At 74.8% G+C, this 22,734-nt stretch carries 19 protein-coding genes; 12 read left to right on the top strand and 7 right to left on the bottom strand.

The genetic code is table 11. The annotated features are described in order from the left end of the window. Positions 1-348 precede the first annotated feature (348 nt). On the top strand, positions 349-1,032 hold the full coding sequence (locus tag ACF061_RS30260) for a glycerophosphodiester phosphodiesterase (protein ID WP_392270183.1): 684 nt from the start codon (positions 349-351) through the stop codon (positions 1,030-1,032). 87 nt (positions 1,033-1,119) lie between these two features. Here ACF061_RS30260 and ACF061_RS30255 read toward each other — a convergent pair whose 3' ends face one another. Beyond that, positions 1,120-1,659, bottom strand: coding sequence for a GNAT family N-acetyltransferase (locus ACF061_RS30255; RefSeq protein WP_392270182.1), 540 nt, complete (start codon positions 1,657-1,659; stop codon positions 1,120-1,122). Between the two features lie 71 nt (positions 1,660-1,730). On the opposite strand from ACF061_RS30255, the gene ACF061_RS30250 reads away from it, so the two are divergent. Together ACF061_RS30250 and ACF061_RS30245 are read left to right on the top strand one after the other, a co-directional pair. Further along, positions 1,731-2,123: a VOC family protein gene (locus ACF061_RS30250; RefSeq protein ID WP_392270181.1), complete on the top strand. Its 393-nt coding sequence runs from the start codon at positions 1,731-1,733 to the stop codon at positions 2,121-2,123. A gap of 248 nt (positions 2,124-2,371) precedes the next feature. Continuing rightward, positions 2,372-3,160 carry a VOC family protein gene (locus tag ACF061_RS30245; protein WP_392270180.1) on the top strand — a complete coding sequence of 263 codons (789 nt, stop codon included), beginning with the start codon at positions 2,372-2,374 and terminating at the stop codon, positions 3,158-3,160. 159 nt (positions 3,161-3,319) lie between these two features. Here the strand turns inward: ACF061_RS30245 and ACF061_RS30240 are convergent, their stop codons facing one another. Further along, the gene (locus ACF061_RS30240; RefSeq protein WP_392270179.1) at positions 3,320-3,934 is read right to left on the bottom strand and encodes a MarR family winged helix-turn-helix transcriptional regulator; all 615 of its coding nucleotides are present in this window, start codon (positions 3,932-3,934) and stop codon (positions 3,320-3,322) included. After that, positions 3,931-5,619, bottom strand: coding sequence for an FUSC family protein (locus ACF061_RS30235; protein WP_392270178.1), 1,689 nt, complete (start codon positions 5,617-5,619; stop codon positions 3,931-3,933). The genes ACF061_RS30240 and ACF061_RS30235 overlap by 4 nt, the downstream gene beginning before the upstream one ends. A 179-nt stretch (positions 5,620-5,798) precedes the next feature. Here ACF061_RS30235 and ACF061_RS30230 point away from each other — a divergent pair, with 179 nt between their 5' ends. The 5 genes from ACF061_RS30230 (at position 5,799) to ACF061_RS30210 (ending at position 10,807) form a co-directional block, all read left to right on the top strand. Further along, positions 5,799-6,404 (top strand): DUF5134 domain-containing protein, encoded by a 606-nt coding sequence (locus ACF061_RS30230; protein WP_392270177.1) that lies wholly within the window; start codon positions 5,799-5,801, stop codon positions 6,402-6,404. A 210-nt stretch (positions 6,405-6,614) separates the two neighbouring features. After that, entirely contained in the window at positions 6,615-7,550 is a 936-nt protein-coding gene (locus ACF061_RS30225) for a M56 family metallopeptidase (protein WP_392270176.1), read from the top strand. A 131-nt stretch (positions 7,551-7,681) separates the two neighbouring features. Continuing rightward, positions 7,682-8,383, top strand: a complete 702-nt coding sequence (locus tag ACF061_RS30220) for an HAD family hydrolase (protein WP_392270175.1) — start codon at positions 7,682-7,684, stop codon at positions 8,381-8,383. Between the two features lie 199 nt (positions 8,384-8,582). Beyond that, positions 8,583-9,260: a TetR/AcrR family transcriptional regulator gene (locus ACF061_RS30215; RefSeq protein WP_392270174.1), complete on the top strand. Its 678-nt coding sequence runs from the start codon at positions 8,583-8,585 to the stop codon at positions 9,258-9,260. 200 nt (positions 9,261-9,460) lie between these two features. Continuing rightward, positions 9,461-10,807 (top strand): FAD-dependent oxidoreductase, encoded by a 1,347-nt coding sequence (locus ACF061_RS30210; RefSeq protein ID WP_392270173.1) that lies wholly within the window; start codon positions 9,461-9,463, stop codon positions 10,805-10,807. A 97-nt stretch (positions 10,808-10,904) separates the two neighbouring features. Here the strand turns inward: ACF061_RS30210 and ACF061_RS30205 are convergent, their stop codons facing one another. Next, positions 10,905-11,264 (bottom strand): ArsR/SmtB family transcription factor, encoded by a 360-nt coding sequence (locus tag ACF061_RS30205; protein ID WP_392270172.1) that lies wholly within the window; start codon positions 11,262-11,264, stop codon positions 10,905-10,907. A gap of 135 nt (positions 11,265-11,399) precedes the next feature. On the opposite strand from ACF061_RS30205, the gene ACF061_RS30200 reads away from it, so the two are divergent. Beyond that, entirely contained in the window at positions 11,400-12,479 is a 1,080-nt protein-coding gene (locus ACF061_RS30200; RefSeq protein WP_392270171.1) for an NADH:flavin oxidoreductase/NADH oxidase, read from the top strand. A 96-nt stretch (positions 12,480-12,575) separates the two neighbouring features. Here ACF061_RS30200 and ACF061_RS30195 read toward each other — a convergent pair whose 3' ends face one another. Continuing rightward, positions 12,576-16,898, bottom strand: a complete 4,323-nt coding sequence (locus ACF061_RS30195) for an HAD-IC family P-type ATPase (protein ID WP_392270170.1) — start codon at positions 16,896-16,898, stop codon at positions 12,576-12,578. Between the two features lie 9 nt (positions 16,899-16,907). Beyond that, positions 16,908-17,627 carry a hypothetical protein gene (locus tag ACF061_RS30190; RefSeq protein WP_392270169.1) on the bottom strand — a complete coding sequence of 240 codons (720 nt, stop codon included), beginning with the start codon at positions 17,625-17,627 and terminating at the stop codon, positions 16,908-16,910. Between the two features lie 549 nt (positions 17,628-18,176). On the opposite strand from ACF061_RS30190, the gene ACF061_RS30185 reads away from it, so the two are divergent. Together ACF061_RS30185 and ACF061_RS30180 are read left to right on the top strand one after the other, a co-directional pair. Beyond that, positions 18,177-19,145, top strand: coding sequence for a polysaccharide lyase family 1 protein (locus ACF061_RS30185; RefSeq protein ID WP_392270168.1), 969 nt, complete (start codon positions 18,177-18,179; stop codon positions 19,143-19,145). 201 nt (positions 19,146-19,346) lie between these two features. Continuing rightward, complete coding sequence (locus ACF061_RS30180) at positions 19,347-20,072, top strand: pectate lyase (RefSeq protein ID WP_392270167.1); 726 nt, start codon at positions 19,347-19,349, stop codon at positions 20,070-20,072. A gap of 42 nt (positions 20,073-20,114) precedes the next feature. Here the strand turns inward: ACF061_RS30180 and ACF061_RS30175 are convergent, their stop codons facing one another. Next, positions 20,115-20,891, bottom strand: coding sequence for a PaaX family transcriptional regulator C-terminal domain-containing protein (locus ACF061_RS30175; protein WP_392270166.1), 777 nt, complete (start codon positions 20,889-20,891; stop codon positions 20,115-20,117). 72 nt (positions 20,892-20,963) lie between these two features. On the opposite strand from ACF061_RS30175, the gene ACF061_RS30170 reads away from it, so the two are divergent. Continuing rightward, complete coding sequence (locus ACF061_RS30170; protein WP_392270165.1) at positions 20,964-22,709, top strand: acyl-CoA dehydrogenase family protein; 1,746 nt, start codon at positions 20,964-20,966, stop codon at positions 22,707-22,709. Positions 22,710-22,734 lie beyond the last annotated feature (25 nt).

Below are 22,734 nucleotides of genomic sequence, written 5' to 3'. Positions count from 1 at the left end.
ACACCCATCGTCGCCGTCTATTTTCCTGCGAGACACCCCTGCGGCGGCTACTTCCCCCAAACCGTTCGAGTGATGCGCCCCTCCGGGCCCGGGATCGATTTCCGGCCTGGCAAGGCGGCGGGGCGGCGGTCCGGACTCCTCGGTCAACTCCCGTGGGACTCGCCCACGTCGGGGTGACCGTCGTCCCGGCCGCGGCCCCGATCTGTCCCGGCCGTCACCCCAGTGCGCCGTGTACGCGGGGGCTCATCCCGGGTGCGGGCCGTTAGGCTGCGGCCCTGCCGCGTGGACGACGAGGCCCCACAGGTCCGCGTGCGTGCCGAGCCGCCGTCGACGGAAGCGAGTTGAACCTTGAACTTCCTTACCATCGGTCACCGCGGAGTCATGGGTGTGGAGCCCGAGAACACCCTCCGTTCCTTCGTGGCCGCCCAGCGGGCCGGCCTCGACGCCATCGAACTCGACCTGCACCTCAGCAAGGACGGCGCGCTCGTCGTCATGCACGACGCGGAGGTGGACCGCACGACCGACGGCAGCGGCGCGATCGCCGACAAGACCCTCGCCGAGCTGCGCGCGCTCGACGCCGGGCACGGCGAGCGGATCCCGGTCTTCGAGGAGGTCCTGGACGCCGTGCGGACACCTCTGCAGGCCGAGATCAAGGACGTGGCCGCTGCCCGGGTGCTGGCCGAGGTCATGCACCGGCGGGACCTGCTCTCCCGCGTCGAGGTGCTGTCGTTCCACGACGAGGCGATCGCCGAGGTCGCCCGTCTGGTGCCCGGCGTCCGCACGGCGCTGGTCGCCGACCATTACGGCACCGAGGTGGTGGAGCGCGCCACCGCCGTGGACGCCGGCGCCCTCGTCCTCGACATCCGCCGGCTCACCCTGGAGATCGTCGAGCACGCGCGCGCGGCGGACCTGAGGATCATCGGCTGGGTGGTGAACACCCTGGGCCACCTGCGGCTGGTACGCGCGCTGGAGCTGGACGGGGCGACCACCGACTACCCGGAGATCAAGCGCACCGGCCGCTTCACCGCGTGAACCCCCGGCCGCGCGGCCTCGCGGCCGCCGCTGCCGCCGCTGCCGCCGCTGCCGCCGCTGCCGCCGCTGCCGCCGCTGCCGCCAGGGTCAGCCGAGCTCCTTGACCAGCAGCTCGAACCGCAGGTCGTCGCGGAGCGGGACGCCGAAGCGCTCGTCGCCGTACGGGAAGGGCGTCATCCGTCCCGTACGGCGGTAGCCGCGCCGCTCGTACCAGGCGATCAGCTCCTCGCGCACGGAGATCACGGTCATGTGCATCTCCGTGACGCCCCAGGCCTCGCGGACCCGGCGCTCGGCCTCCGCGATGACCGCCTTGCCGAGACCGATGCCCTGGAGGGCGGGGCTGACCGCGAACATGCCGAAGTAGGCGTGCGTTCCGCGGTGCTCGAGCTGGCAGCAGGCGACCACGCGGCCGTCCCGCTCGACCGTGAGGAGCCGGCTGTCGGGCGACTTGATCACGGCCAGTACGCCCTCCGGGTCCGTCCGCTGCCCCTGGAGGATGTCCGCCTCCGTGGTCCAGCCGGCCCGGCTGGCGTCGCCGCGGTACGCCGACTCGACCAGCGCGACCAGGGCGTCGACATCCCCGTCGTGGGCGTCGCGGAAGGTCAGGGCGGGGGCGGCGTTGTCCATGGGGGCGTGCCTTTCGTGCTCGGGCGCGGTGCGGCGGGGACGACGCAATCCTGCCACTAGGCTGCGGACGCATGGTGCACGTTCTCAGCAGCCGGACACTGCTCCAGCCCGCCGACCCCGAACGCTCCCGCGTCTTCTACGGCGAGCTGCTGGGCCTGCCCGTCTACCGGGAGTTCGGCACGGGGCCGGAGCGGGGCACCGTCTACTTCCTCGGCGGCGGCTTCCTGGAGCTCTCGGGCCGCTCCGACGCCGCCCGCTCCCCCGCCGTGCGGCTGTGGCTCCAGGTGGCGGACGTGGCCGCGGCCCACGCCGAGCTGCGGGCCAAGGGCGTGGAGATCGCGCGCCCTCCGGTCCGGGAACCGTGGGGACTGATCGAGATGTGGATCGCCGACCCGGACGGCACCCCGGTCGTGCTCGTCGAGGTGCCGGCCGACCATCCGCTGCGCCACCGGCCGGGGATCTAGTGCTGCGGCAGGCGACGTTTGCCCGTCAAGGAGCGGTGTCCGGTGCGTGCTCTCTGGGGGTCCCCCTGCTCGAAGAACTCGGGGGAGGCTTGCCGGGCGTCGCGACGGGGTGAACGTTGCCTGTTGCGGCACTAGCGCCGGCCGGCCCCTTCTCGGGCGGCCGCTCGCGGGCGTACGGCTCCCGCTGGCCACCGTCGGTGACCGGGGATAGCGTGCTGGTGGGGGGCGAGCCTTCCCGGAGGAGTGCCATGGAGTTCGACAAGCCGGTGATCGGCGGCCCCTGCTGGGCGGAGCTGGGAACCAGCGACCTGGCGGCGGCCAAGCGGTTCTACGGCGAGGTCTTCGGCTGGCGGTGCGAGACGGACCCCCGCCCGGAACTGCGCGGATACACCGTCGTACGGCTGGGGGACGCCGCGGTCGCCGGGCTGGGCCCGCTGTTCCGGTCCACCCAGCCGGTCGCCTGGACCGTCTCGTTCGCCGTCTCCGACGCCGACGCGGCCACGCGCCGGGTGGTGGAGGCCGGCGGGACGGTGATCCGCGGTCCGATGGACATCTTCGACGAGGGGCGCCGCACGGTGGCGCTCGACCCTTCGGGCGCGGCTTTCCAGATGTGGCAGGCCCGGGACTTCCCCGGCGCCGGGGTGTTCAACCGGCCCGGTGCGCTGGGCTGGGTGGAACTGGCGACCCGGGACGTCAAGCGGGCCCAGGACTTCTACACCACCGTCTTCGGCTGGAGCGTCAACGCCTCCGAGTGGTACACGCAGTGGGGCCTGCACGGCATGGACTTCGGCGGCGTGACGACGCTGCACGGCCGCGGCCGCTTCCCGGCCGATGTGCCGCCGCACTGGCTGCCGTACTTCGCGGTCGAGGACGTGGACGCGACCACCGAGGTCGCGGTGCGGGCGGGCGGCAAGGCCCTGCAGGAACCCACCTCCGTTCCGGACGGGCCCCGCATCGCGGTGCTGCGGGACCCCCAGGGCGCGGCCCTCGGCATCTACCGGGCCGACGGGGAGGACGCCGGGCCGGGAGGCGGCTGAGTCCCGCTCGCCCGGCCGGGCGCCGGTCGGCCTCCCCTCCGGGCCGGTTCGTCGGGGCTGCCGCGGGTCCGTCCCCCGGCGGCCCGTCCCTCGGCGGAGCGATCAGCCGGCTGGGGAGCGGCCGGCCGCTCTCCGGTGCGCCGCTCGCGACGGCGCGGCTCAGGTCCGCGGCGCGCCCGGGCGGCCCTCCAGTCTGCCGAGCAGCTCGCACAGCAGTGCGGCCAGTTCGCCGCGGCCGGCGCTGTCCAGCCCGGTGAGGACGGTCCGTTCATAGGCGAGCTGTTCCGGCAGGACGCCGTCGACGAGGTCGCGTCCGGCGTCCGTGAGGCGGACGTGGGCGACCCGGCGGTCACGGGTGTCCCCGCGGCGCTCCACCAGACCGCTTTCGGTCAGCTGCTTCAGGCGCTTGGTGACGGCCGCTCCCGAGGAGAACGTCTCACGGGCCAGTTCGCTCGGGGTCAGTTCGTGCCCGGTGCGCCGCAGCGCGCCCAGCAGGTCGAACTCCGGCCGGCTGAGCCCGGCCCGGCGCAGCGGCGCGTCCTCGGCCTGCTGGAGGAGGGCGGCGCAGCGGTTGATGCGTCCGATGATCTCCATCGGCGCCGTGTCCAGGTCGGGGTGGACGGCCCGCCACTGGCGGACGACACCGGCGACGGTGTCGTCCGCGGCGGCCGCGGCCGCCGCCCCGGCCGCCGCCTCGGCGGGCCGCACCGGCTCCTGCCCCGCGCCCCCGGTCGCGGCGTCCGCGGGTACCGGCCGTCCATCGCTCGCCGTCATGGCCGTAGGTCCTCCGTCGTCCTGTTCGTGCTCTCGGCCGGGGCGTGCAGCCCCAGGCGCCGTACCGTCGCGGCGAGCGTACGGTGCGCGGACTGTTCGGTGAGCACGACCCGCTCCTGGGGCAGGGCACGCTGCCACCACTCGCCGGAGGCGGCGTCGGCGGTGGCGCGCAGCTCCACCAGCGCGGCGGCCAGACCCCGGCGGGCGGACTCCAGCGCGGCGGGCGCCGGCCCGTCCTCCGCGAGCAGGCGCGCGGCCCGCTCGCGGGCCCGGTCGACGGCGGTGAGGGCGTGTTCGATGCGGTCGCCGGCCCGCCGGTTGGTGACGGCCAGCGCGGCCGCGAAACCGACCAGTGCGCCGACCACGGTGTCCAGGGCGCGCTCGGTGATCAGCTCGCCCGTGGCCTGGGGCCGGGCGAACTCGGTGATGAGCAGGGCCATGGGGGTCACGCAGATGCTGCCGAGCCAGTAGTTGCGGCCGATCAGCGCCTCGGCGCCGAAGTTGAGGGCGAGGCAGCACAGCACCAGGGCCACGCCGTCGGCGTGCGCCAGCGGGGCGATCAGCGCGAAGACCAGGACACCGATCAGGTTGCCGACGACACGCTGGACGCTGCGGCTCCAGGTGAGGGTCAGATTGGCCTGGTAGAGGGCGGCGGCGGTGACCAGCGCCCAGTAGGGGCGGCCGATGCCGAGGGCGAGGGAGGCATAGCCGGCGAGCGCGCAGCCCAGAGCGGTGCGTACGGCGATCGGGGTGAGCTGGCCGAGCCGGCTCCACCAGGGACGGTGCGGGGCGGCGCTCTCGGCGGCCACACCGAGCAGTTCGTCCGTGGCCGCGGGCGTCTGTCCGGCGTGCGGAATCGGACCGGAGCCGCACAGCTCGCGTGCCCAGGTGCGCAGCAGCCGCGGGTCCGCGTCGGCGGGCGCGGCGAGCGCCACCTCGGCGCGGACGACGAGCCGTTCCAGTGCGCGCCGGGAAGCGGAGCGGGCGCCGGCCGCCAGCAGCGCCTGCCAGGCGGTCTGCACGGCGGCCGCCGCGGCGGCCCGGGTACGGGCATGCCCGTCGGCGGTGCCCCGCGTGGCGGCGTACGCGGCGGCGGCGTTCAGCGCCTGGGCGGTGGCCCGGCGTTCCGGGCCGTGCGGGCGCAACAGGCCCGGTGCCATGCCGACCAGCCAGGCCCAGGCCGCCGCGGCGGCGGCCAGGGCCATGTGGCCGGGGACCTGGCCGAGGGTCTGCGGCACGAAGAGGGCGGCGGAGCTGATGAAGGTGAGGACGACGTTGCCGGGCGGGCCGACCCGGGTGGCGTCGCACAGCGTCTTCTGCACGGCGGCCATGAGGGCGCCCACGGTGACCAGCACGACCGTGTCGCTGGTGAGCGAGGCCGCGACCAGGGCGAGGGCGAGACCGCCGAGCATGCCGAAGACCACCCAGGCCAGGACGCGGGCCCGGGCGGCATAGGGGCGGTTGTGCGCGTACAGGGCGCAGAGCGATCCGGCCATCGTGTACATGGCCAGGTCGAGCCGGCCGAGGGCCAGCAGCGTGAGGTTGGGCGGTGCGACCGAGACCACGACGCTCAGGGCGGGCTTGAACCAGATGTCCGACGGGCGGCCGAGCCGAAGAGCGCCGGTGAGCGGAAGGCGCCGGACTGCCCGGCCGGTCGGGGTGGGGGTGGGGGTCGTACTGCTCATGGACACAAGCTTAGCAGGTGTTTTACTCGTAAATTAGGCTTGGTGACGTGGCGTGCTCCCACGAATGCTCCCCGTGTACACCCTTGCGCTCGTGTGCGCACCGCGCGCCACGGGCATCGCTTGACCGACCGGCCGGCCGCCCAGCGGCGGCCCGGAACCGTCGAGCGGGGAGGTGGGGGGTGCACGGACCGGCTTCACCCGGCTGGCTGCTGGTCGCGCTGTGCGCGGCGAGCGGGGCCTACTGCCTGCTGCGGATGCGCAGCCCTGTCGAGGATCAGCGCCGGGCCGCGGGCGGCGAGGCGGTGATGGGTTTCGCGATGGCCGCCATGTCCGTGCCCGCGGCGGTCTTCACTCCGCCGGCGTGGGCCTGGCCGGCCTGTGCCGCGGTCTTCGGCGCGGCCGCGCTGCACGCGCTGTGGCGGGCGCGGACCAGCGCACACCACCTGCATCACTCGGTGGGCGCGTCCGCGATGGTCTACATGTCGGTGGTGATGACCCTCTCCCCCGGCTCGCACCACCACGCGCACGGCGGCTCGGGCGTTCCCCTCCTCACCGGCGCGCTGCTGCTGTATTTCGCCGGTTACGTCCTGCTGTCCGGCGCCCGGCTCGTGCCGGCCCCGACCGGCCCGGCGGGTGGCGGCGTCGGCGGCATGGACGGCCGTGGCACGGCGGACGCGGGCGCCGGAGCGGACCGGGCCACGGGGTGGGGCGACCGGCCGGAGCTGGCACGGGCGTGCCGGCTCTCGATGGGCATGGCGATGGTGGCCATGCTGCTGACGCTGTGAGACGACCGCGACGGCCCGCGACGGCTGCGTCGCCGGGACGGACACGGGTCCCGGCAGACGCGGGCCCCGGCAGACGCGGGCCCCGGCAGACGCGGATCCCGGCGCGCTGGACGCGAGGCGCGCGGGGATGGGGGCGGGCACGCCCGTGGTCTGTGTCACTTTGCCGCGCCGAGCCGTATCCGAGCGGCCGGGCGCTCATAGGGTGCTCGCATGATGGTCCCCGCGGTCCTGTTACTGCTCGGCGCGTTGACCGCCGTGGCCGCTCCCCGACTGCTCGCCCGCGCCGACTGGCCGGACCGGGAACCGGTGGTCGCACTGTGGGTGTGGCAGTGCGTGGTGGCCGCCGTCCTGCTGTGCTGCGCGCTGTCGATGACGCTCAGCGCGGCCGCCGCCTGGCAGGCGGTGCGCGGCCATGTGTTCGCCCCGGCTCCGCGACCGGTGGTGGAGGCGTACGCGTTCGGCGCGGCCGACGCATGGGCTCCGGCGATCGCGGTGACACTCGCGTGCGGCGGCGTGTGGAGCGCGGCGATGCTGGTCCGCGAGATCGTGCGGGCCCGGGCTGGGCGCAGTCGCCGGCGCGCCGAACTCCTCCTCCGGGCGCCGCTGCTGCCCGGCGAGGAGCCCGGTGCCGACCGGCTCGTCGTGCTGGAGGGCGAGCGGCCTGAGGCGTGGTGGCTGTCCGGTGCCGCACCCCGGCTGGTCGTCACGACGGCCGCGCTGCGCCGGCTCGGGGAACGGCAGCTCGACGCCGTCCTCGCGCACGAGCAGGGCCATGCGCGCGCCCGGCACGACTGGCTGCTGCACTGCTCGGCCGCGCTGGCGGAGGGATTCCCGCAGGTACCGGTTTTCGCCGCGTTCCGCGACGAGATGCACCGCCTGGTCGAACTCGCCGCCGACGACATGGCCTCACGCCGCTTCGGCAGGCTGACCACCGCGCTCGCGCTCGTCGAACTCAACGAGGACCGTGGCGTGTTCGGCCCCCGCCCCGCTCCACAGGCCCATGTCCCACAGCGGGTGCACCGCCTGCTCGCGCCTCCGGCCCGGCTCCCCGCCGCCCGCCGCCTGCGCCTGACGGCCGTGGCGTCGCTGGTGCCGGTGGTTCCGGTGCTCGTCGCACTGGTGCCGGGACTGAGGGCACTGGGCTAGGTGCCGCCGCCGAACCCGCTTCGACCACCTCGAGGACGGGCCGCCGGCTGCCGGGCGCGGCGGTGGCGGAAGCGGCGGTGGTCGTCCACGGCCATCTGCCCGGACGGCCCCGGATGAGCGAGGATCTGCCCATGACCGCCGTCCTGTTCGACTTCTCCGGCACCCTCTTCCGTATCGAGTCGACGGAGTCCTGGCTCCGTGCCGTGCTGTACGAGGCCGGTCTCACGCTCGGCGAGCGGGAGCTGGCCGAGGCGGCCCGGGGGCTGGAGGAAGCGGGCGCGCTGCCGGGCGGAGCGCACCCGGCGCGGATCCCGGACGAACTGGCGGGCCTGTGGGAGAACCGGGACCTCAGCGCCGAGCAGCACCGTGCCGCCTACACGGGCATGTCCCGCCGGGTCCGGCTGCCCGACCCGTCGTTGCACGACGCGCTGTACGAACGGCACATGACGCCGGCCGCCTGGGCCCCCTACGCGGACGCCGCCGACGTGCTGCGCACCCTGCGCGAGCGCGGGGTCGGCGTCGGTGTGGTGAGCAACATCGGCTGGGATCCGCGCCCGGTGTTCCGCGCGCACGGTCTGCACGCCTACGTCGACACATACGTCCTGTCCTACGAGCACGGCGTCCGCAAGCCGGACCCCCGCCTGTTCGCGGTGGCCTGTGCGGCGCTCGGCGCTGAGCCGGAGGACGTGGTGATGGTCGGCGACGACCGCCGAGCGGACGGCGGCGCGGCGGCTCTGGGGTGCGGGGTGCACTTCGTGGACCATCTGCCGGTGGCGGAGCGGCCGGACGCACTGCGCCCGGTGCTCGACCTGGTGGGCCGGCGAACGCGCTGAACCGCCCGGGAAGCCTTCCGGCCTGCCTCGGACCAGCCGGACAGTAGCCTCAGGAAACCATCGGGGCAAAGCGCGTCCGTCTCGGACGATCCCCCGCGTCGCCCGAGACGGACGGCATGCCGACCGGGCCCGAAAAGCGGGCCGGTCAGCTCGCGTTGAGTATAGTTGGCTGGCAGCCAGTCAACGCAGGAGTTACAGCATGTCCCCGCGCAGCGCCTCGGTCAATGAAGAGCTGCGGCGGCGTTCCCGGGAACGGCTCCTGCAGGCGGCGGTCGAGCTGGTGAGCGAACGCGGGTACGACGCGACAACGCTCGGCGACATCGCGGACCGGGCGGGTTCGGCGCGCGGCCTGGTGTCGTACTACTTCCCCGGCAAACGCCAACTGGTGCAGTCCGCGGTGCACCGGCTGATGCACCGCACCCTGGAGGAGGCCCTGGAGCGCGAGCCGCGCACCGAGGACGGCCGGGAGCGGATGGCCCGGGCCGTCGACTCGATCCTGGGTCTGGCCCTGGAGCGGCCGGTGCTGATGCGCCAGCACATGGCGGGGATCCTGCAGGCCGAGGGCTTCGTGCAGTGCCCGGAGCAGCAGCGCCTGTCCCACCTGCTGCGGGACACCGTCGCCCGGCACGGCTCGACGGACGTCGACGCCGACTACCCGATGCTGCGCGCCCTGCTGATGGGGGCGGTCTACGCGGCCCTGATGCCCGGGGCCCCGATGCCCGTGCCCGTGCTGCGGGCGGAGCTGTTCAAGCGGTACCAACTCGACTGGGACATGGGCTCGCCGCCCGAGTCCGGGACGGCCGACCGGTCCTGCCGCGCGGACGTCTCGCGCTTCTTCGCTACCGGGCAGCCGCCGGTGGGTGACCCGCTGGAGTGAGCCGGGTGACGGGCGCGGAACGGATCCGCGCGCCGTCCACGGCACGGACGGCCCGTCGGCTCCGGTCGCCGGGGGGCGACCGGAGCCGCCGTGCGACACGCCGCCGGTCCGGGGCCGCCCCTCTCCCCCGGCGGGCCGCTTGGTGCCATGCTGGTAACCATCAGCGATCTCCTCCGACCGCCGGGGTAAGGGGTTCCGCCGTGCTGCGTGTCGCCGTCGTCGGCTCGGGGCCGAGCGGGTGCTACACCGCTCAGGGCCTGGTCCAGCAGGACTCCTCGGTCTTCGTCGATGTCATCGACCGGCTGCCGTGCCCGTACGGGCTGGTGCGGTACGGCGTGGCGCCGGACCACGAGAAGATCAAGTCCTTGCAGGGCAACCTGCGCACGGTGCTGGAGCACGAGCGGGTCCGGTTCCTCGGCGGGGTGCGGGTCGGCGGTCCCGGCGGGCTGCCGGTCGGGCGGCTGCGGGAGCTGTACCACGCGGTGGTCTACTGCGTGGGCGCGGCGACCGACCGCCGTCTCGGCATCCCGGGTGAGCGGCTGCCGGGCAGCTGGTCGGCGACCGAGTTCGTCTCCTGGTACAGCGCCCACCCGGACGCGGTGGACGACGGTTTCGTACGGGACGCGGAAAGCGCCGTGGTCATCGGCGTGGGCAACGTGGCGGTGGACGTCGCGCGCATGCTGGCCCGGGGCCCGGCGGAGCTGAGCCCCACCGACATGCCCGAGGCGGCGCTCGCCGCGCTCGCCGCGAGCCGGGTGGCCGAGATCCACATGGTGGGCCGGCGCGGCCCCTCGCAGGCCCGCTTCACCACCAAGGAACTGCGTGAGCTGGGCGCCCTGCCGGACACCGACGTCGTGGTGGACCCGGACGAGCTGGCGCTGGACCCGGCGTACGCCGACCCCTCGGGGCTGCCCGCCGTCCAGCGCCGCAACGTCGAGGTGCTGCGCCAGTGGGCGGCCACGCCCGCGAGCGGCCGGCCCCGCCGGATCCACCTGCGTTTCTTCCTGCGCCCCGTCGAACTGCTCGCCGTCGGCTCCAGGGTGGGCGCGGTGCGGTTCGAGCGGACGGCTCCGGACGGGCGGGGCGGCGTGTACGGGACGGGACACCGCGAGGACGTGGCGGCGCAACTGGTGCTGCGGTCGGTGGGCTACCGCGGGGTGCCGCTGGACGGGCTGCCGTTCGACGCCGCCACGGGCACCGTGCCGCACCGGCAGGGCCGTGTCCTGCGCGACGGGACGGTCGCGGCGGGCGAGTACGTGGCCGGCTGGATCAAGCGGGGGCCCACGGGGGTCATCGGCACCAACCGGCCGTGCGCGAAGGAGACGGTGGCCTCGCTGCTCGCGGACGCTTCCGGGCTCCCGCGCGGACGGGTGCCCGAGGACAGCGTCCCCGCACTGCGCGCGGAGGGCTTCGAGCCGGTCGAATGGACGGGGTGGCAGGCGATCGAACGGGCCGAGGCGCGCCTCGGCGCCTCGCTCGGGCGCGGCGTGGTCAAGCTGCCCGACTGGGAGTCGCTGCGGACGGCGGCCCGCACGGCCGCCCCGTGACCGGCGTCCGCCCCTGGGTCCCTCCCGCCGGGACGACCGGCGCTTCGGCCCTCGGCCGGGACGCCGCCCCGCCGTGCCCGGTCCGGGACGGCCGTCCTCAGCCCTCCCCGAGGCGGGCCTCCTGGCGGGCTGCGGCGTCGAGGAGGCTCGCGAGGAGGCCCGGGAAGAGCTCGTCGAGGTCGTCGCGGCGCAGGCCGTTCATCTTCGCCGTGCCGCGGTAGACCTGCCGGATCACACCGGCCTCGCGCAGCACCCGGAAGTGGTGGGTGGTGGTCGACTTGGTGACGGGCAGATCGAAGAACGAGCAGGAGAGCTCGTCGCCGTCGGCGGCGAGCTCCCGCACGATCCGCAGCCGCAGGGGGTCGGACAGGGCGTGCAGCACGCCCTCCAGACGTATCTGCTCCCGCGCGGGGTGCGGCAGCGCGCGGCCGGCGGGGGCGGGGGCGGTGGCGGTCACGGCGGCTCCACTTCCTACGAGGCCACGGGCCCCTCATTCTACGAGAAGCATCGTAGTTTGACAGGTGCCGTACTACGAGGGTTACCGTACTAGTCGTACCAGCCCCCATCGGTCGCGTGACGATTGGAGTCCGCCGTGAGTGCGCTCTTCGAGCCCTACACCCTGCGCGAAGTGACGATCCCGAACCGGGTCTGGATGCCCCCGATGTGCCAGTACTCGGCCGAGCCCGAAGGCCCGTCGGCAGGCGTCCCGCACGACTGGCACTTCGCTCACTACGCGGCACGGGCGGCCGGCGGCACGGGTCTGATCATCGTGGAGGCCACCGCCGTGTCACCGGAGGGCAGGATCTCCCCCTACGACCTCGGCATCTGGAACGACGCCCAGGTCGAGGGCTTCCGCCGGATCACCCGCTTCCTCAAGGGCCAGGGCACGGTGCCGGCGATCCAGCTCGCGCACGCGGGCCGCAAGGCGTCCACGGACCGGCCGTGGCGCGGCGGCGCGCCGGTCGGACCTGAGGAGCACGGCTGGCGGCCGACGGCGCCGAGCGCGGTGGCCTTCGACGACCGGCACCCGGTCCCGACCGAGCTGACGGTCGAGGGGATCGAGGAGGTCGTCGGACAGTTCGCGGACGCGGCGCGGCGGGCACTGGCCGCCGGGTTCGAGATCGCCGAGGTGCACGGCGCCCACGGTTACCTGATCAACGAGTTCCTCTCCCCGCACTCCAACCACCGCACCGACGCCTACGGCGGCTCTTACGAGAACCGGGTGCGGTTCGCGCTGGAGGTGGTCGACGCGGTGCGGGCGGTGTGGCCGGACGACAAGCCGCTCTTCTTCCGCCTCTCCGCGACCGACTGGCTGGCGGAAGGCGGCTGGACGGCCGACGACACGGTGCGCTTCGCGGCCGAGCTGCACGCCCACGGCGTCGATCTGCTCGACGTCTCCACCGGCGGCAACGCCTCCGGCGTGACCATTGCGACCGGGCCCGGCTACCAGGTGCCCTTCGCCGCCAGGGTGAGGACCGAGACGCCGATGCCGGTCGCCGCCGTCGGACTCATCACCGAGGCCGGGCAGGCGGAGAAGATCGTCGCCAATGGCGAGGCGGACGCCGTCCTGCTGGGCCGCGAACTGCTGCGCGACCCTTCCTGGACCCGGCGCGCGGCCCGCGAACTGGGCGGCCCGGTGCACGTGCCGGACCAGTACCACCGGTCCGTCTGAACCGGCGGTCCGAGGCCCCGCCCGAACACACGGCCACGTCGGCGCCGCGGCCCCCGGCAGACCGCCGGGGGCCGCGGTGTCCAGTGGGCCCGTCCTTCAGGAGCGTTCGGCGGGCAGCAGGCGTGCCACCGCGTCCTCCAGGCGGGGCAGCGCGCGCTGACCCGCCAGGGCGAGGGCGATGGCCGCGGCGACGCCGGCCCAGGCGACCGGGCCCAGCGGGGTGCAGCCGAAGACCCGGCTGACGCCCGGTGTCTGGACGAGCGCGACGAGGGCGACGGCCGAGCCCAGCGAGGTCAGCTGGACCAGCGGGCTGTCCCGGCGGTCGAGCAGGGTCTGGGCTAGCTGCGTGCCGACCACGCCGCACAGGGCCATGGTGCCGGAACGGCGCGCGGTGCCCGGGGTGAAACGGCCGATCAGCCAGGCCGTGACCGCGCCCAGGCAGGTGGTCAGGGCACGGTGGCGGATCTGCCGGATCAGCGGCTCGCCCAGGACTCCGCCGGCCGCGTCCTCGGGCGACCCTGCGCGCGCTTGTTCGACGTCCTCCTTCGGGGTCACCGCCACCGCCATGGCCGGGAAGAGGTCGGTGAACAGGTTCACCATGAGCATCTGCCGGGTGGACAGCGGCGCCCGCCCCGCCAGCAGGGTGCCGAGGATGCCGAACCCGACCTCGCCCGCGTTGCCGCCGATGAGGATGGCGATGGCGTCGGCGACGCTGTGCCACAGGGCGCGCCCCTCGCCGATCGCGTCGATCAGGACGGTGAGGTCGTCGTCGGTGAGGACGATGTCGGCTGCGTTGCGCGCGGCGGCCGAGCCCCGGGCGTTGATGCCCACGCCGATGTCGGCCGCCCGGATCGCGGCCGCGTCGTTGGCGCCGTCACCGACCATGCCGACCACTCGGCCCGCGTCCCGCAGCGCCTCGACGACCTGGAGCTTCTGCTCGGGCGCCACCCGGGCCACCACACCCGCGTCACGCAGCATGCGGGCCCTCGCGGAACGGTCCGCGGCGCCGAGTTCGTCCCCGGTGACGACCACCGTGTCCTCGGGCCAGCCGAGTTCGGTGGCGATCGCGCGGGCGGTCTGCGGATGGTCCCCGGTGAGCATGACCGGACGTACGCCCTCTCGGTACAGGCCGTTCACCAGGGCCGTGGAGGTCCCGCGCGGCACGTCCGACAGTGCCAGCAGACCGGTGAACTCCAGCTCCCGCAACGCCTGTTCCAGTGCGTCGGCGGTCTCCTCGTCCTCGGCCAGCCGTCGCTGGGCCACCGCCAGGACCCGCAGCCCGCCGCCGGCCAGCGCGTGCGCCGCTTCGGCGGCGTGGGCGGGCAGGCCGGAGCAGGCGGGCAGGACGATCTCCGGGGCGCCCTTGACCACGAGCACGCGCGGGCCGTCGGCGGACCGGCCGACGGCCGCCGCGTAGCCGCGGGCGGCCTCGAAGGCGAGTTCCTCGAACTGTGTCCAGTCCGGGTCGGGACCGGCCGCGTCGAGGACTGCTTCGTCGGTGGCGTGCACCGGCCGGTCGGAGCCGCCGTTCGGACGCGGGCAGGCCCGCGCCGCCGCGCGCAGCGTCTCCGCGCCGCCGGGGTCACCCACCGGGTGGGCCGTGCCGCCCGTGTCGGAGACCCGCACCAGGCGCAGCCGGTTCTCGGTGAGGGTGCCGGTCTTGTCGAAGCAGATGGTGTCCATGCGACCCAGCGCCTCCAGGGTGCGCGGGGTGCGCACGAGGACACCGTCCCGGCTGAGCCGGCGCGCCGCCGCCAGCTGGGCCACCGTCGCCACCAGCGGCAGTCCCTCGGGCACGGCGGCCACGGCCACGGCCACACCGCCGCTGACCGCCTCTCGCACGGGGGCGCCGCGCAGCAGGGCCAGGCCGGTCACCGCGGCTCCGCCCGCGAGCGTCAGCGGCAGTGCCTTGCGGGTCAGTTCCTGCAACCGGGCCTGCACTCCGGCGGCCGGGGGCATACGCGCGGCCAGGTGCACTGCGCGGGCGGCCTCCGTGAGCTCGCCGGTCTCCACGACGACCGCCCTGGCCTGCCCGGCCACCACGGTGGTGCCCTCGAAGACCATGCACAGCCGGTCGGCGACGACGGCGTGCGGGGTGGGGCCGGTCTGTTTCTGCACCGGCAGGGACTCCCCGGTCAGCGCGGACTCGTCGACCTCCAGCCCCTCCTCCCACAGCACCCGGGCGTCGGCGGGCACCACGTCGTCCGCCTTGAGTTCGATCACGTCGCCCGGCCGGAGCCTGCCCGCGTCGACGGTGCGGGTGCCGCCGGCCGGCGCCTCCGCGTCCGGCGGCGCGACCCGCGCCTTCTGCTTCTGCTCGGCCACCAGTCCGGACAGCGCCCGTTCGGCGCGCAGTCGCTGCACGCCGCCGACCAGGGCGTTCAGATCGAGCGCGCCGACGACGAGCAGGGCGTCCATCATCGAGCCGAGGATGGCGGAGGCCGCCGAGCCGACGGCGAGCACCGGGGTGAGGGGGTCCCGCAGTTCGCCGCGGACGGCTCCGCCGAGCTCGTACGCCCAGCGGGCCGGGGCCAGGGCGGGGTGCCGGGCGGCGCCGCCGATCGTACGGCGGAGACGGGCGGTGGCGTGCTCGGACTGTGTCGGCTCGGCGACCGGCTCGTGCCCCAGCCGCTCCCGGGCCTCCTCCGATTCCAGCTCGTGCCAGTGCACGCGCGCGTGCGGGTGGGGCGCGCGGGCGGCGGCCACGCCCAGGGCGGCGCGCGCGCCGGAGAGCAGGGCGGTGGCCGCGCCTGCGTCGACCGGCGCGTGCCGCAGCCCGGGCAGCACGGCCCGGCGGCCGCGGCCGCCCCCGGACTCGCCGATGGCGACCAGGAGCCCGGACAGCGCGGCACCGGAGCGGGCCAGGGTCTGTGCCCGGTGACCGACCGTGCGGGCGGCCGGGACCGCGGTCAGCACCCGCCACACGTCGGGCAGCCCGTGCAGGGCCAGGATGTCGGCGCCCCACACCACCGCGCCGTCGCGGTCGGTGAGGGCGACGGCGATGTCGCTGCCGCGCAGCCCGGCCAGGACCTCGCGGTCGTCCGCCGACCGCACCCGGGCGACGGTGATCACCGCGCCCTCGTCCTCGTCCTCGTCCCGGCGCAGCCCGTACACGACGTCGTCCAGGGGCCGGCGGGCGTCGACGACCCGGTCGGCGAGGACGGTGAAGTCCTCCAGGGCCGGGTCGTCCACGACCACGACCCTGAGCCCGGCGCGGCGGGCAGCGTCCAGCACGGACTCCGCCCAGGGATCGGCCTCGCCGTCCTCGGTGCGCAGCGCGCTCGGGTGAAGGACGACGGTGCCGGCCATCTCCAGCTGCCGCAGCCGCTCGGGGTCGCGCACCAGCACTCCGGTGCGGGCCAGCATCGCGCTGAGCACGCAGTGGAAGGCGGCGGGCCCGTAACGTGCGGCCTTGGGCGAGCCGGCCAGGACCGCTTCGGCGGCCTCAGCCGCGTCGTGCTTGACCAGCAGGGTCGCCGCGGCGCCCAGCAGGCTGCCGGCGGAGGCGTGGTTGGCGTACTCCTGGGCCGGCGAGAGACGCAGCCCAGGGCGCGGGGATCCGTCGTCGGGGACGCTGATCCGGCCGGGCGCGCACAGCTGGTCGTGGACCGAGTCGAAGGCGGCCGAACGGGCCACCGTCTCGGCCAGCTGGCCCGCGCGCAGCGCACCGTCGAGCACGAGTGAGGTGGGGGTCTGGCCGACCCCGTGCACGGCCGCGTTCGCACACGCCAGCAGCAGGTCCATGCGGGTGCCGCCGAGTCGCGCGCGCAGCCAGGAACGGAAGCGCGGGTTCTCCCGGAGCATGGTCACGGCGGCGGTCACCAGGCGCGGCGACGGCGGCAGCCGCATGCCGTACGCGGTCAGTCCCACCGCGACGCCCGCCGCGTCGGCCGTGAGGGCGGCCGCCGCCGCCCGTACCCCGGCGGGATCCGCGGGATGCGTCATCTCCTCGGGGTCGCCGCCCGCCAGGGCCAGCCCGTGCCGGGCGGCGAGGTCGGCCGTGTGCTCCACGACCCGGTCGGCGACCTCGTCCTCGGTCACGGTCACGACCAGTCGTCCCAGTCCCTGGTCCCAGTACGCGAAGAGGACGTCGGGCCGCTCGGCCAGCGCGGCGGCCACCCGTCGCGCCAGGTGTTCCTTGCCGCCGGCACGCCGCACCGCCTCCGGTTCCAGGGCGCGCAGCGCGATGTGCGCCCGCCTGCCGGAGCGCCAGTGACGGTCGCCGCCGGGGAGGGCGTGGCGGAGGACCCGCACGACACGCGCCGCGGTGTCCGCGCTCCGTACGCCGGCGCGCGCTGTCCCGGCCGCCGCCCCCGCGGCCATCCCGACCGCCGGGGCGGCGGCCCGGGCGAGCAGCCGGGGCGCCGCGGGCAGCAGCCGGGCGGCGGGTGAGGGCGCCGTCAGCAGAGCGAACACCATGGCGCGCCCTCAGAGGGTGGTGCGGCCGGGCCGCGCCGTCGGGCCGAGCGGGCCGGTGGACGCCCGGCCCGACGGCCCGCCGGTGTCCGGCTCATCGGGCTCGGTCGGGGCCGGTCCACTGCGGCTTCGGCCACCGGGGGCCGTCGGGGGCGGCGTCCCGCCCGGGGCACGCCCGCCGGTTTCGGCGCGCTCCGAGGACGGCCGGGGCGCGGTGCCGGTCTCCGGGGCGGACGTGAGCGCCGCCGTGGCGATGTCGTGCGCCGGTTCGCCGGTCGCGGGGGCGCGCCTGCGCGCGGTGCCGGTGCTCTGCGTCGTGCCGGTGTCCACCGTGGTGGCGCCGGCGGCCGGTCGGCCGCCCGGGGCGGTGTCCCCGGTCTCTGGGCCGCCGCCCTCCGCGGCGCCGGTCTCCGGTGCCGCGGTCGGCTGCCCGATGTCCGCGGCACTTCCGGGCCGCAGGGGCTCGCCGGGGCGTTCGGGCCGGGGCTGGGTGAGCCAGGCCACCGCCGCGCCGGTGAGCGCGACGGGCCACTCCACCACCCCGGCGACGCCGAGGACCCCGGCCCCCGTGTAGACCGCCAGCCGCCGCCCCCTCGGCGACACGGCGCCGACCTTGTCCAGCGTGCCCTGTGCGGCCCGCCCCACGGTCCCGGCCCCGGGTACCCTCCGAAGCACCGAGGCCGCGCCGTGCAGGGGCGCCGCAAGGGTCGACGACGACTTCTGCTCAGCCATGACTCTCCTCGCCTGGGTGAGATCCCATCCGTGCCCGCCGGGTTCCCACGACCGTGCAGGTCATCCCGTCGTTCTCGGAGAACGTCAGGGGGCGCGCCCGTGCCGTCGGGCCCCCGTCCCGGCTCACTGGCGAAAGGCACGGCGCCGGGCCCGGTGGCCGCGCTCAAAGGCAGTGCACCGACCGCGCCGGCACCGTGCCGGAGCCCGGCACCCGGACGGGCGGGTGGCGGGCCGACCCATGGCGGGGCGTGGACGGGCCGGGGCCGGACGCGGCGAATGATGGCATGGACACACTCACGATGGAAGCGCTCCCACGCGACCTCCACAGCACCCGTCGACGACTGTCGGCACTCGCGCCGGAACCGCCGTAGACGTTCTGCGCGAGCCGTTGACTAGAAAGCGCTTGCACTCTACGTTCCGTTCAGCAGAGTGACCCATGGGTGACCTACGGATTCCCATTTCTCACGATTGCGGCATCTCTCGCTCTCCTCCTTGCACGTCGTTCACGTACGTACACGACCATCACCTCTCCCGAAGGGACGCACCCGCATGCGCACCAGCCCCCCACGCACACACACACGAAGGTCGGCACTCGCGGCGGCGGTGGCCGCCACCGTCGCCGTGCTCGCCCTGCCTCAGCCGGCCGGGGCCGCCGAGAGCGCCCCGGTCGGGTTCGGCGCCGGGACGACCGGCGGCGGCAGCGCCTCGGCGGTGACCGTCTCGACGCTCGACGCCTTCAAGTCGGCCGTCGCCGGCGGCACGGCGAAGGTGGTCAGGGTCAACGGGCTGATCCCGCTGAGCGGCCAGGTGGACGTCGGCTCCAACACCACGGTGCTGGGCGTCGGCCCGTCCTCCGGTTTCACCGGCGGCGGGCTGCGGCTGAAGAAGGTCAGCAACGTCGTCATCCGCAACCTCGTCATCAGCAAGGCGGTCAAGACGGACGCGATCACCGTCCAGGCGTCGACGAAGGTGTGGATCGACCACAACTCCCTGATGTCCGACCGCGACCACGGCAAGGACTACTACGACGGCCTGGTCGACATCACGCACGCCTCCGACTACGTCACGGTGTCCTGGAACACCTTCAAGGACCATTACAAGGGCTCCCTGGTCGGGCACAGCGACAGCAACGCGAGCGAGGACACCGGGCGCCTGCGGGTGACGTACCACCACAACTGGTTCGACAACGTCAACTCGCGCATCCCCAGCCTGCGCTTCGGTACCGGGCACTTCTACGACAACTACGTCGTGGGCGCGGAGACCGCCGTGCACTCGCGCATGGGCGCCCAGATGCTCGTCGAGAACAACGTCTTCCGCGGTACCCAGGTCGCCGTCACCACCAGCCGGGACAGCAAGCAGGACGGCTACGCCGTGCTGCGCGGCAACGACCTCGGCGGGGCCGCCACCGAGATCTCGCAGGTGGGCACCTTCACCAGCCCGCCCTACGGCTACAGCGCCGAACCCGCCTCGGGCGTCGTCGCCTCGGTGACGGCGGGAGCGGGCGCCGGAAAGCTCTGACCCCGCCAGGCGTCCCACGGACCGGCACGTCCCACGAACCGGCACGTCCCACGGACCGGCACGTCCCACGGACCGGCACGGCACACTCGACCGAGCGGAAGAAGGAACAGAGTGAATCCGGACACGACTCCCACCGCACGTCGGCGCCCCCCACGACACGCGCCGACCGGCGCGCCGACCGCACTCGGCCTCTTGCTTGGCATGATCATGACTGCAAGCGTCTCCCCCGCGAGCGCCGCCACCTGGCCCACCGCCAACGGCAGCCAGGCGGTCACCTCCACCATCTCGGTCTCCGGAACCAAGGACTACGGGATGAAGCGCCTCTACGGCAGCGGTGACCTGGGCACCGGCAGCCAGGACGAGGACCAGGGGCCGCTCCTCGAACTCGCCCCCGGCGCCGTCCTGAAGAACGTCGTCATCGGCTCCCCGGCCGCCGACGGCGTCCACTGCCTTGGCAGTTGCACCCTGCAGAACGTCTGGTGGGAGGATGTCGGCGAGGACGCGGCGACCTTCCTGGGCTCCTCCTCGTCCAACGTCTACACCGTCTCGGGCGGCGGCGCGAAGGAGGCCGACGACAAGGTCTTCCAGTTCAACGGGGCGGGGACGCTCAACGTCTCGGACTTCGCGGTGCGGAACTTCGGCACCTTCGTCCGGTCCTGCGGCAACTGCAGGACGCAGTACAAACGGACGATCAACCTCGACACCATCGAGGCGACCTACAAGGGCGGCCGGATCGTCGGCATCAACACCAACTACGGCGACAGCGCCACCCTGAGGAAGATCACCGTCGTGGGGGACTCCGGCAGGAAGATCGTCCCCTGCCAGAAGTACACCGGGAACAACACGGGCAAGGAGCCGAGCAAGAACGGCTCGGACGCCGACGGCACGTACTGCAGGTACGCGGCCTCCGACATCACCTACAAGTGATGCCGGGCGCGGTGGGGGCGCCCGCCCGCGGCGCGGCCGCCCTCACCGCGCGCCGGAGGGGCGCACCGCCCCGTCCCTGGCGCGCCCCAGCATCTCCTCGGTCAGCTCCCGCCCGTGGCGGGTGTAGGCGGCGCGCAGCGCCGGGCCCGGCCATCGGCCGGGCAGGAGGACCGGGGGCAGCACGGGGTCGGCCAGCAGATGCCGTACGACGGCGGCGAGGGCGATGAAGCGGCCGGCAGGCCCGTCCGTGCGCGCCACATGGGTGAGCAGGGCCCGCGCGGTCGCCGCCCACTCCTCGACCGGCCACAGGCGTGCGGCCAGGTCCTGGGCGGATTCGTCGGGCCGGGCGGTGAAGCGCCTGACCACCTCGTCGAGGTCACCGGGCCAGGGGCGGCGCAGGTTGGCCGGGCGCAGCCAGACGCCCTCGCGGAGCTCGCCGAGCCGCAGGGCCGTCAGCCGGGCACGCAGCGCGGCGCGTTCGGCGGGTCCGCGGCCGGTGGCCGTGACCACCGCCATCTCCCACTCCCCGTCCCACCGGCGGGTCTCCGGGTGCAGGGCCGCGTCCTGGCGGCGCTGACGCTCCAGCAGGCGGTCGCTCAGACCGTAGACACCGTCAGCGCGCCGCAGGTCGCCCGCGGCCACCATCCGGCTGAGCGCGGCCCGCAGGGTGGAACCGCCGACCCCGAAGGGTGCGACGGCCCGCACGAGGTCCTTGACCGGCAGCTCGGGCGGGTGCGTGCCCAGCAGCAGGCTCAGGACGACGGACCGCGCGGACAGCGGGCGCAGGTCCACCGCGGCGGGCTCCTCGGAGGCGTTCATGGTCACGTACTGTACGGAGGCGGGCTTGTTGCAATGTTGCTGCGGCCGCAGATCAAGTGCAACACTTGCTGCATGGCCTCGGAACTCGCGCACGGGCAGCAGGACCAGCGCACGCCTCGACAGCGGCCGGACCGGCCGCGGTCGCCGCAGGAGCGGCAGGAGCCGTCCGCGCGCTCCGCCACGCACGACGTGACCAATCAGGCCCCGCCGCTGACCCCTTATGACGCGTCCGAGGACGCGGCCCTGCTGGAGGGCCTGCGCCGGGAAGGCGCCGCATGGGCCGAGGAGGGCGTACGGCGGCTCGGGCTGCGGGCCGGGAGCGCGGAGGCGCAGGAGTGGGCCGAGCAGGCCAACAGGCACGAGCCGGAACTGCGCACCCACGACCGGTACGGCAACCGGATCGACGAGGTCGACTTCCACCCCGCCTGGCACCACCTGTTGCGGACGGCCGTGGCCGAGGGGCTGGCCGGCGCGCCATGGGCGGACGAACGGCCCGGCGCCCATGTGGCCCGTACGGCGAGCGGACTGGTGTGGGGGCACACCGACGCCGGGCACGGCTGTCCGACGTCGATGACGTACGCCGCCGTGCCCGCGCTGCGCGCTCAGCCCGATCTCGCCGCCGTCTACGAGCCGCTGCTGACCAGCCGGGTCTACGAACCCGGCTTGCGGGTGCCGACCGGGAAGCCGGGGCTGCTGGCGGGCATGGGCATGACCGAGAAGCAGGGTGGCTCGGACGTGCGGACGAACACGACGGCGGCCACACCGACCGCCGAGCCCGGCGTGTACACCCTGCGCGGGCACAAGTGGTTCACCTCCGCGCCCATGTGCGACGTCTTCCTGGTGCTGGCGCAGGCGCCGGGCGGGCTCTCCTGCTTCCTCGTGCCGCGCGTCCTGCCCGACGGCAGCCGCAACGCCTTCCGCATCCAACGCCTGAAGGACAAGCTGGGCAACCGGTCCAACGCCTCCAGCGAACCCGAGTTCGACGGGACCGTGGCCTGGCTGGTCGGCCCCGAGGGACGGGGCGTGAAGACGATCATCGAGATGGTCAACTGCACCCGTCTGGACTGCGTGATGATGTCGGCGGCGCTGATGCGCAAGACGCTCGTCGAGGCGGGCCACCACGCACTTCACCGCAGGGCCTTCGGCGCGCGGCTGGCCGACCAGCCGCTCATGCGCAACGTGCTGGCCGATCTGGCACTGGAGTCCGAGGCGGCCACGACGCTCACGCTGCGGCTGGCCGGCGCGGCCGACCGGGCGGTGCGCGGCGAGGGCGGCGGCCTGACGGAGTCGGAGACGGCGTTCCGGCGGATCGCGACCGCCGCCGGCAAGTACTGGGTCACCAAACGGGGCCCGGCCTTCACCGCGGAGGCCCTGGAGTGCCTGGGCGGCAACGGCTACGTCGAGGAGTCCGGGATGCCCCGGCACTACCGCGAGGCCCCGCTGCTGTCGATCTGGGAGGGGTCGGGCAACGTCAACGCCCTGGACGTGCTGCGCGCGCTCGGCCGTGAGCACGGGGCCGCCGAGGCGCTGTTCGCCGAACTCGCCCTGGCCCGTGGCGCCGACGCCCGCCTGGACGCGGCCGTGACCCGGCTCGAGAACGGTCTCGGCGAGGCCTCTCCGGTCGGTGCGCGCCGCCTGGTGGAACTGATGGCGCTGGCCCTCCAGGCCTCCCTCCTGGTCCGCCACGCCCCGCCCGCCGTCGCCGACGCCTTCTGCGCGACCCGGCTGGGCGGCGACTGGGGGCACGCCTTCGGCACGCTGACGGACAGCGCGGACCTCGGCGCGATCCTCGGGCGGGCGCTGCCGGGCCTGGGGTAGAGGGGGCGCTGGGCGGGACGGCGCC

Origin of the sequence: Streptomyces sp. NPDC015220 (assembly GCF_043079345.1) — a bacterium.
In the GTDB taxonomy this organism is placed as follows: Bacteria; Actinomycetota; Actinomycetes; order Streptomycetales; family Streptomycetaceae; genus Streptomyces.
Note: the sequence above shows the minus strand (reverse complement) of the source record. Positions and strands in the feature narration are given on the sequence as shown.

Excerpts from the sequence above, each read along its gene's own strand:
- ACF061_RS30190 (WP_392270169.1), bottom strand. The coding sequence starts at position 17,627 with ATGGCTGAGCAGAAGTCGTCGTCGACCCTTGCGGCGCCCCTGCACGGC.
- ACF061_RS30215 (WP_392270174.1), top strand. The coding sequence starts at position 8,583 with ATGTCCCCGCGCAGCGCCTCGGTCAATGAAGAGCTGCGGCGGCGTTCC.
- ACF061_RS30195 (WP_392270170.1), bottom strand. The coding sequence starts at position 16,898 with ATGGTGTTCGCTCTGCTGACGGCGCCCTCACCCGCCGCCCGGCTGCTG.
- ACF061_RS30250 (WP_392270181.1), top strand. The coding sequence starts at position 1,731 with ATGGTGCACGTTCTCAGCAGCCGGACACTGCTCCAGCCCGCCGACCCC.
- ACF061_RS30255 (WP_392270182.1), bottom strand. The coding sequence starts at position 1,659 with ATGGACAACGCCGCCCCCGCCCTGACCTTCCGCGACGCCCACGACGGG.
- ACF061_RS30235 (WP_392270178.1), bottom strand. The coding sequence starts at position 5,619 with ATGAGCAGTACGACCCCCACCCCCACCCCGACCGGCCGGGCAGTCCGG.
- ACF061_RS30240 (WP_392270179.1), bottom strand. The coding sequence starts at position 3,934 with ATGACGGCGAGCGATGGACGGCCGGTACCCGCGGACGCCGCGACCGGG.
- ACF061_RS30220 (WP_392270175.1), top strand. The coding sequence starts at position 7,682 with ATGACCGCCGTCCTGTTCGACTTCTCCGGCACCCTCTTCCGTATCGAG.
- ACF061_RS30225 (WP_392270176.1), top strand. The coding sequence starts at position 6,615 with ATGATGGTCCCCGCGGTCCTGTTACTGCTCGGCGCGTTGACCGCCGTG.
- ACF061_RS30180 (WP_392270167.1), top strand. The coding sequence starts at position 19,347 with ATGATCATGACTGCAAGCGTCTCCCCCGCGAGCGCCGCCACCTGGCCC.
- ACF061_RS30175 (WP_392270166.1), bottom strand. The coding sequence starts at position 20,891 with ATGAACGCCTCCGAGGAGCCCGCCGCGGTGGACCTGCGCCCGCTGTCC.
- ACF061_RS30185 (WP_392270168.1), top strand. The coding sequence starts at position 18,177 with ATGCGCACCAGCCCCCCACGCACACACACACGAAGGTCGGCACTCGCG.
- ACF061_RS30245 (WP_392270180.1), top strand. The coding sequence starts at position 2,372 with ATGGAGTTCGACAAGCCGGTGATCGGCGGCCCCTGCTGGGCGGAGCTG.
- ACF061_RS30170 (WP_392270165.1), top strand. The coding sequence starts at position 20,964 with ATGGCCTCGGAACTCGCGCACGGGCAGCAGGACCAGCGCACGCCTCGA.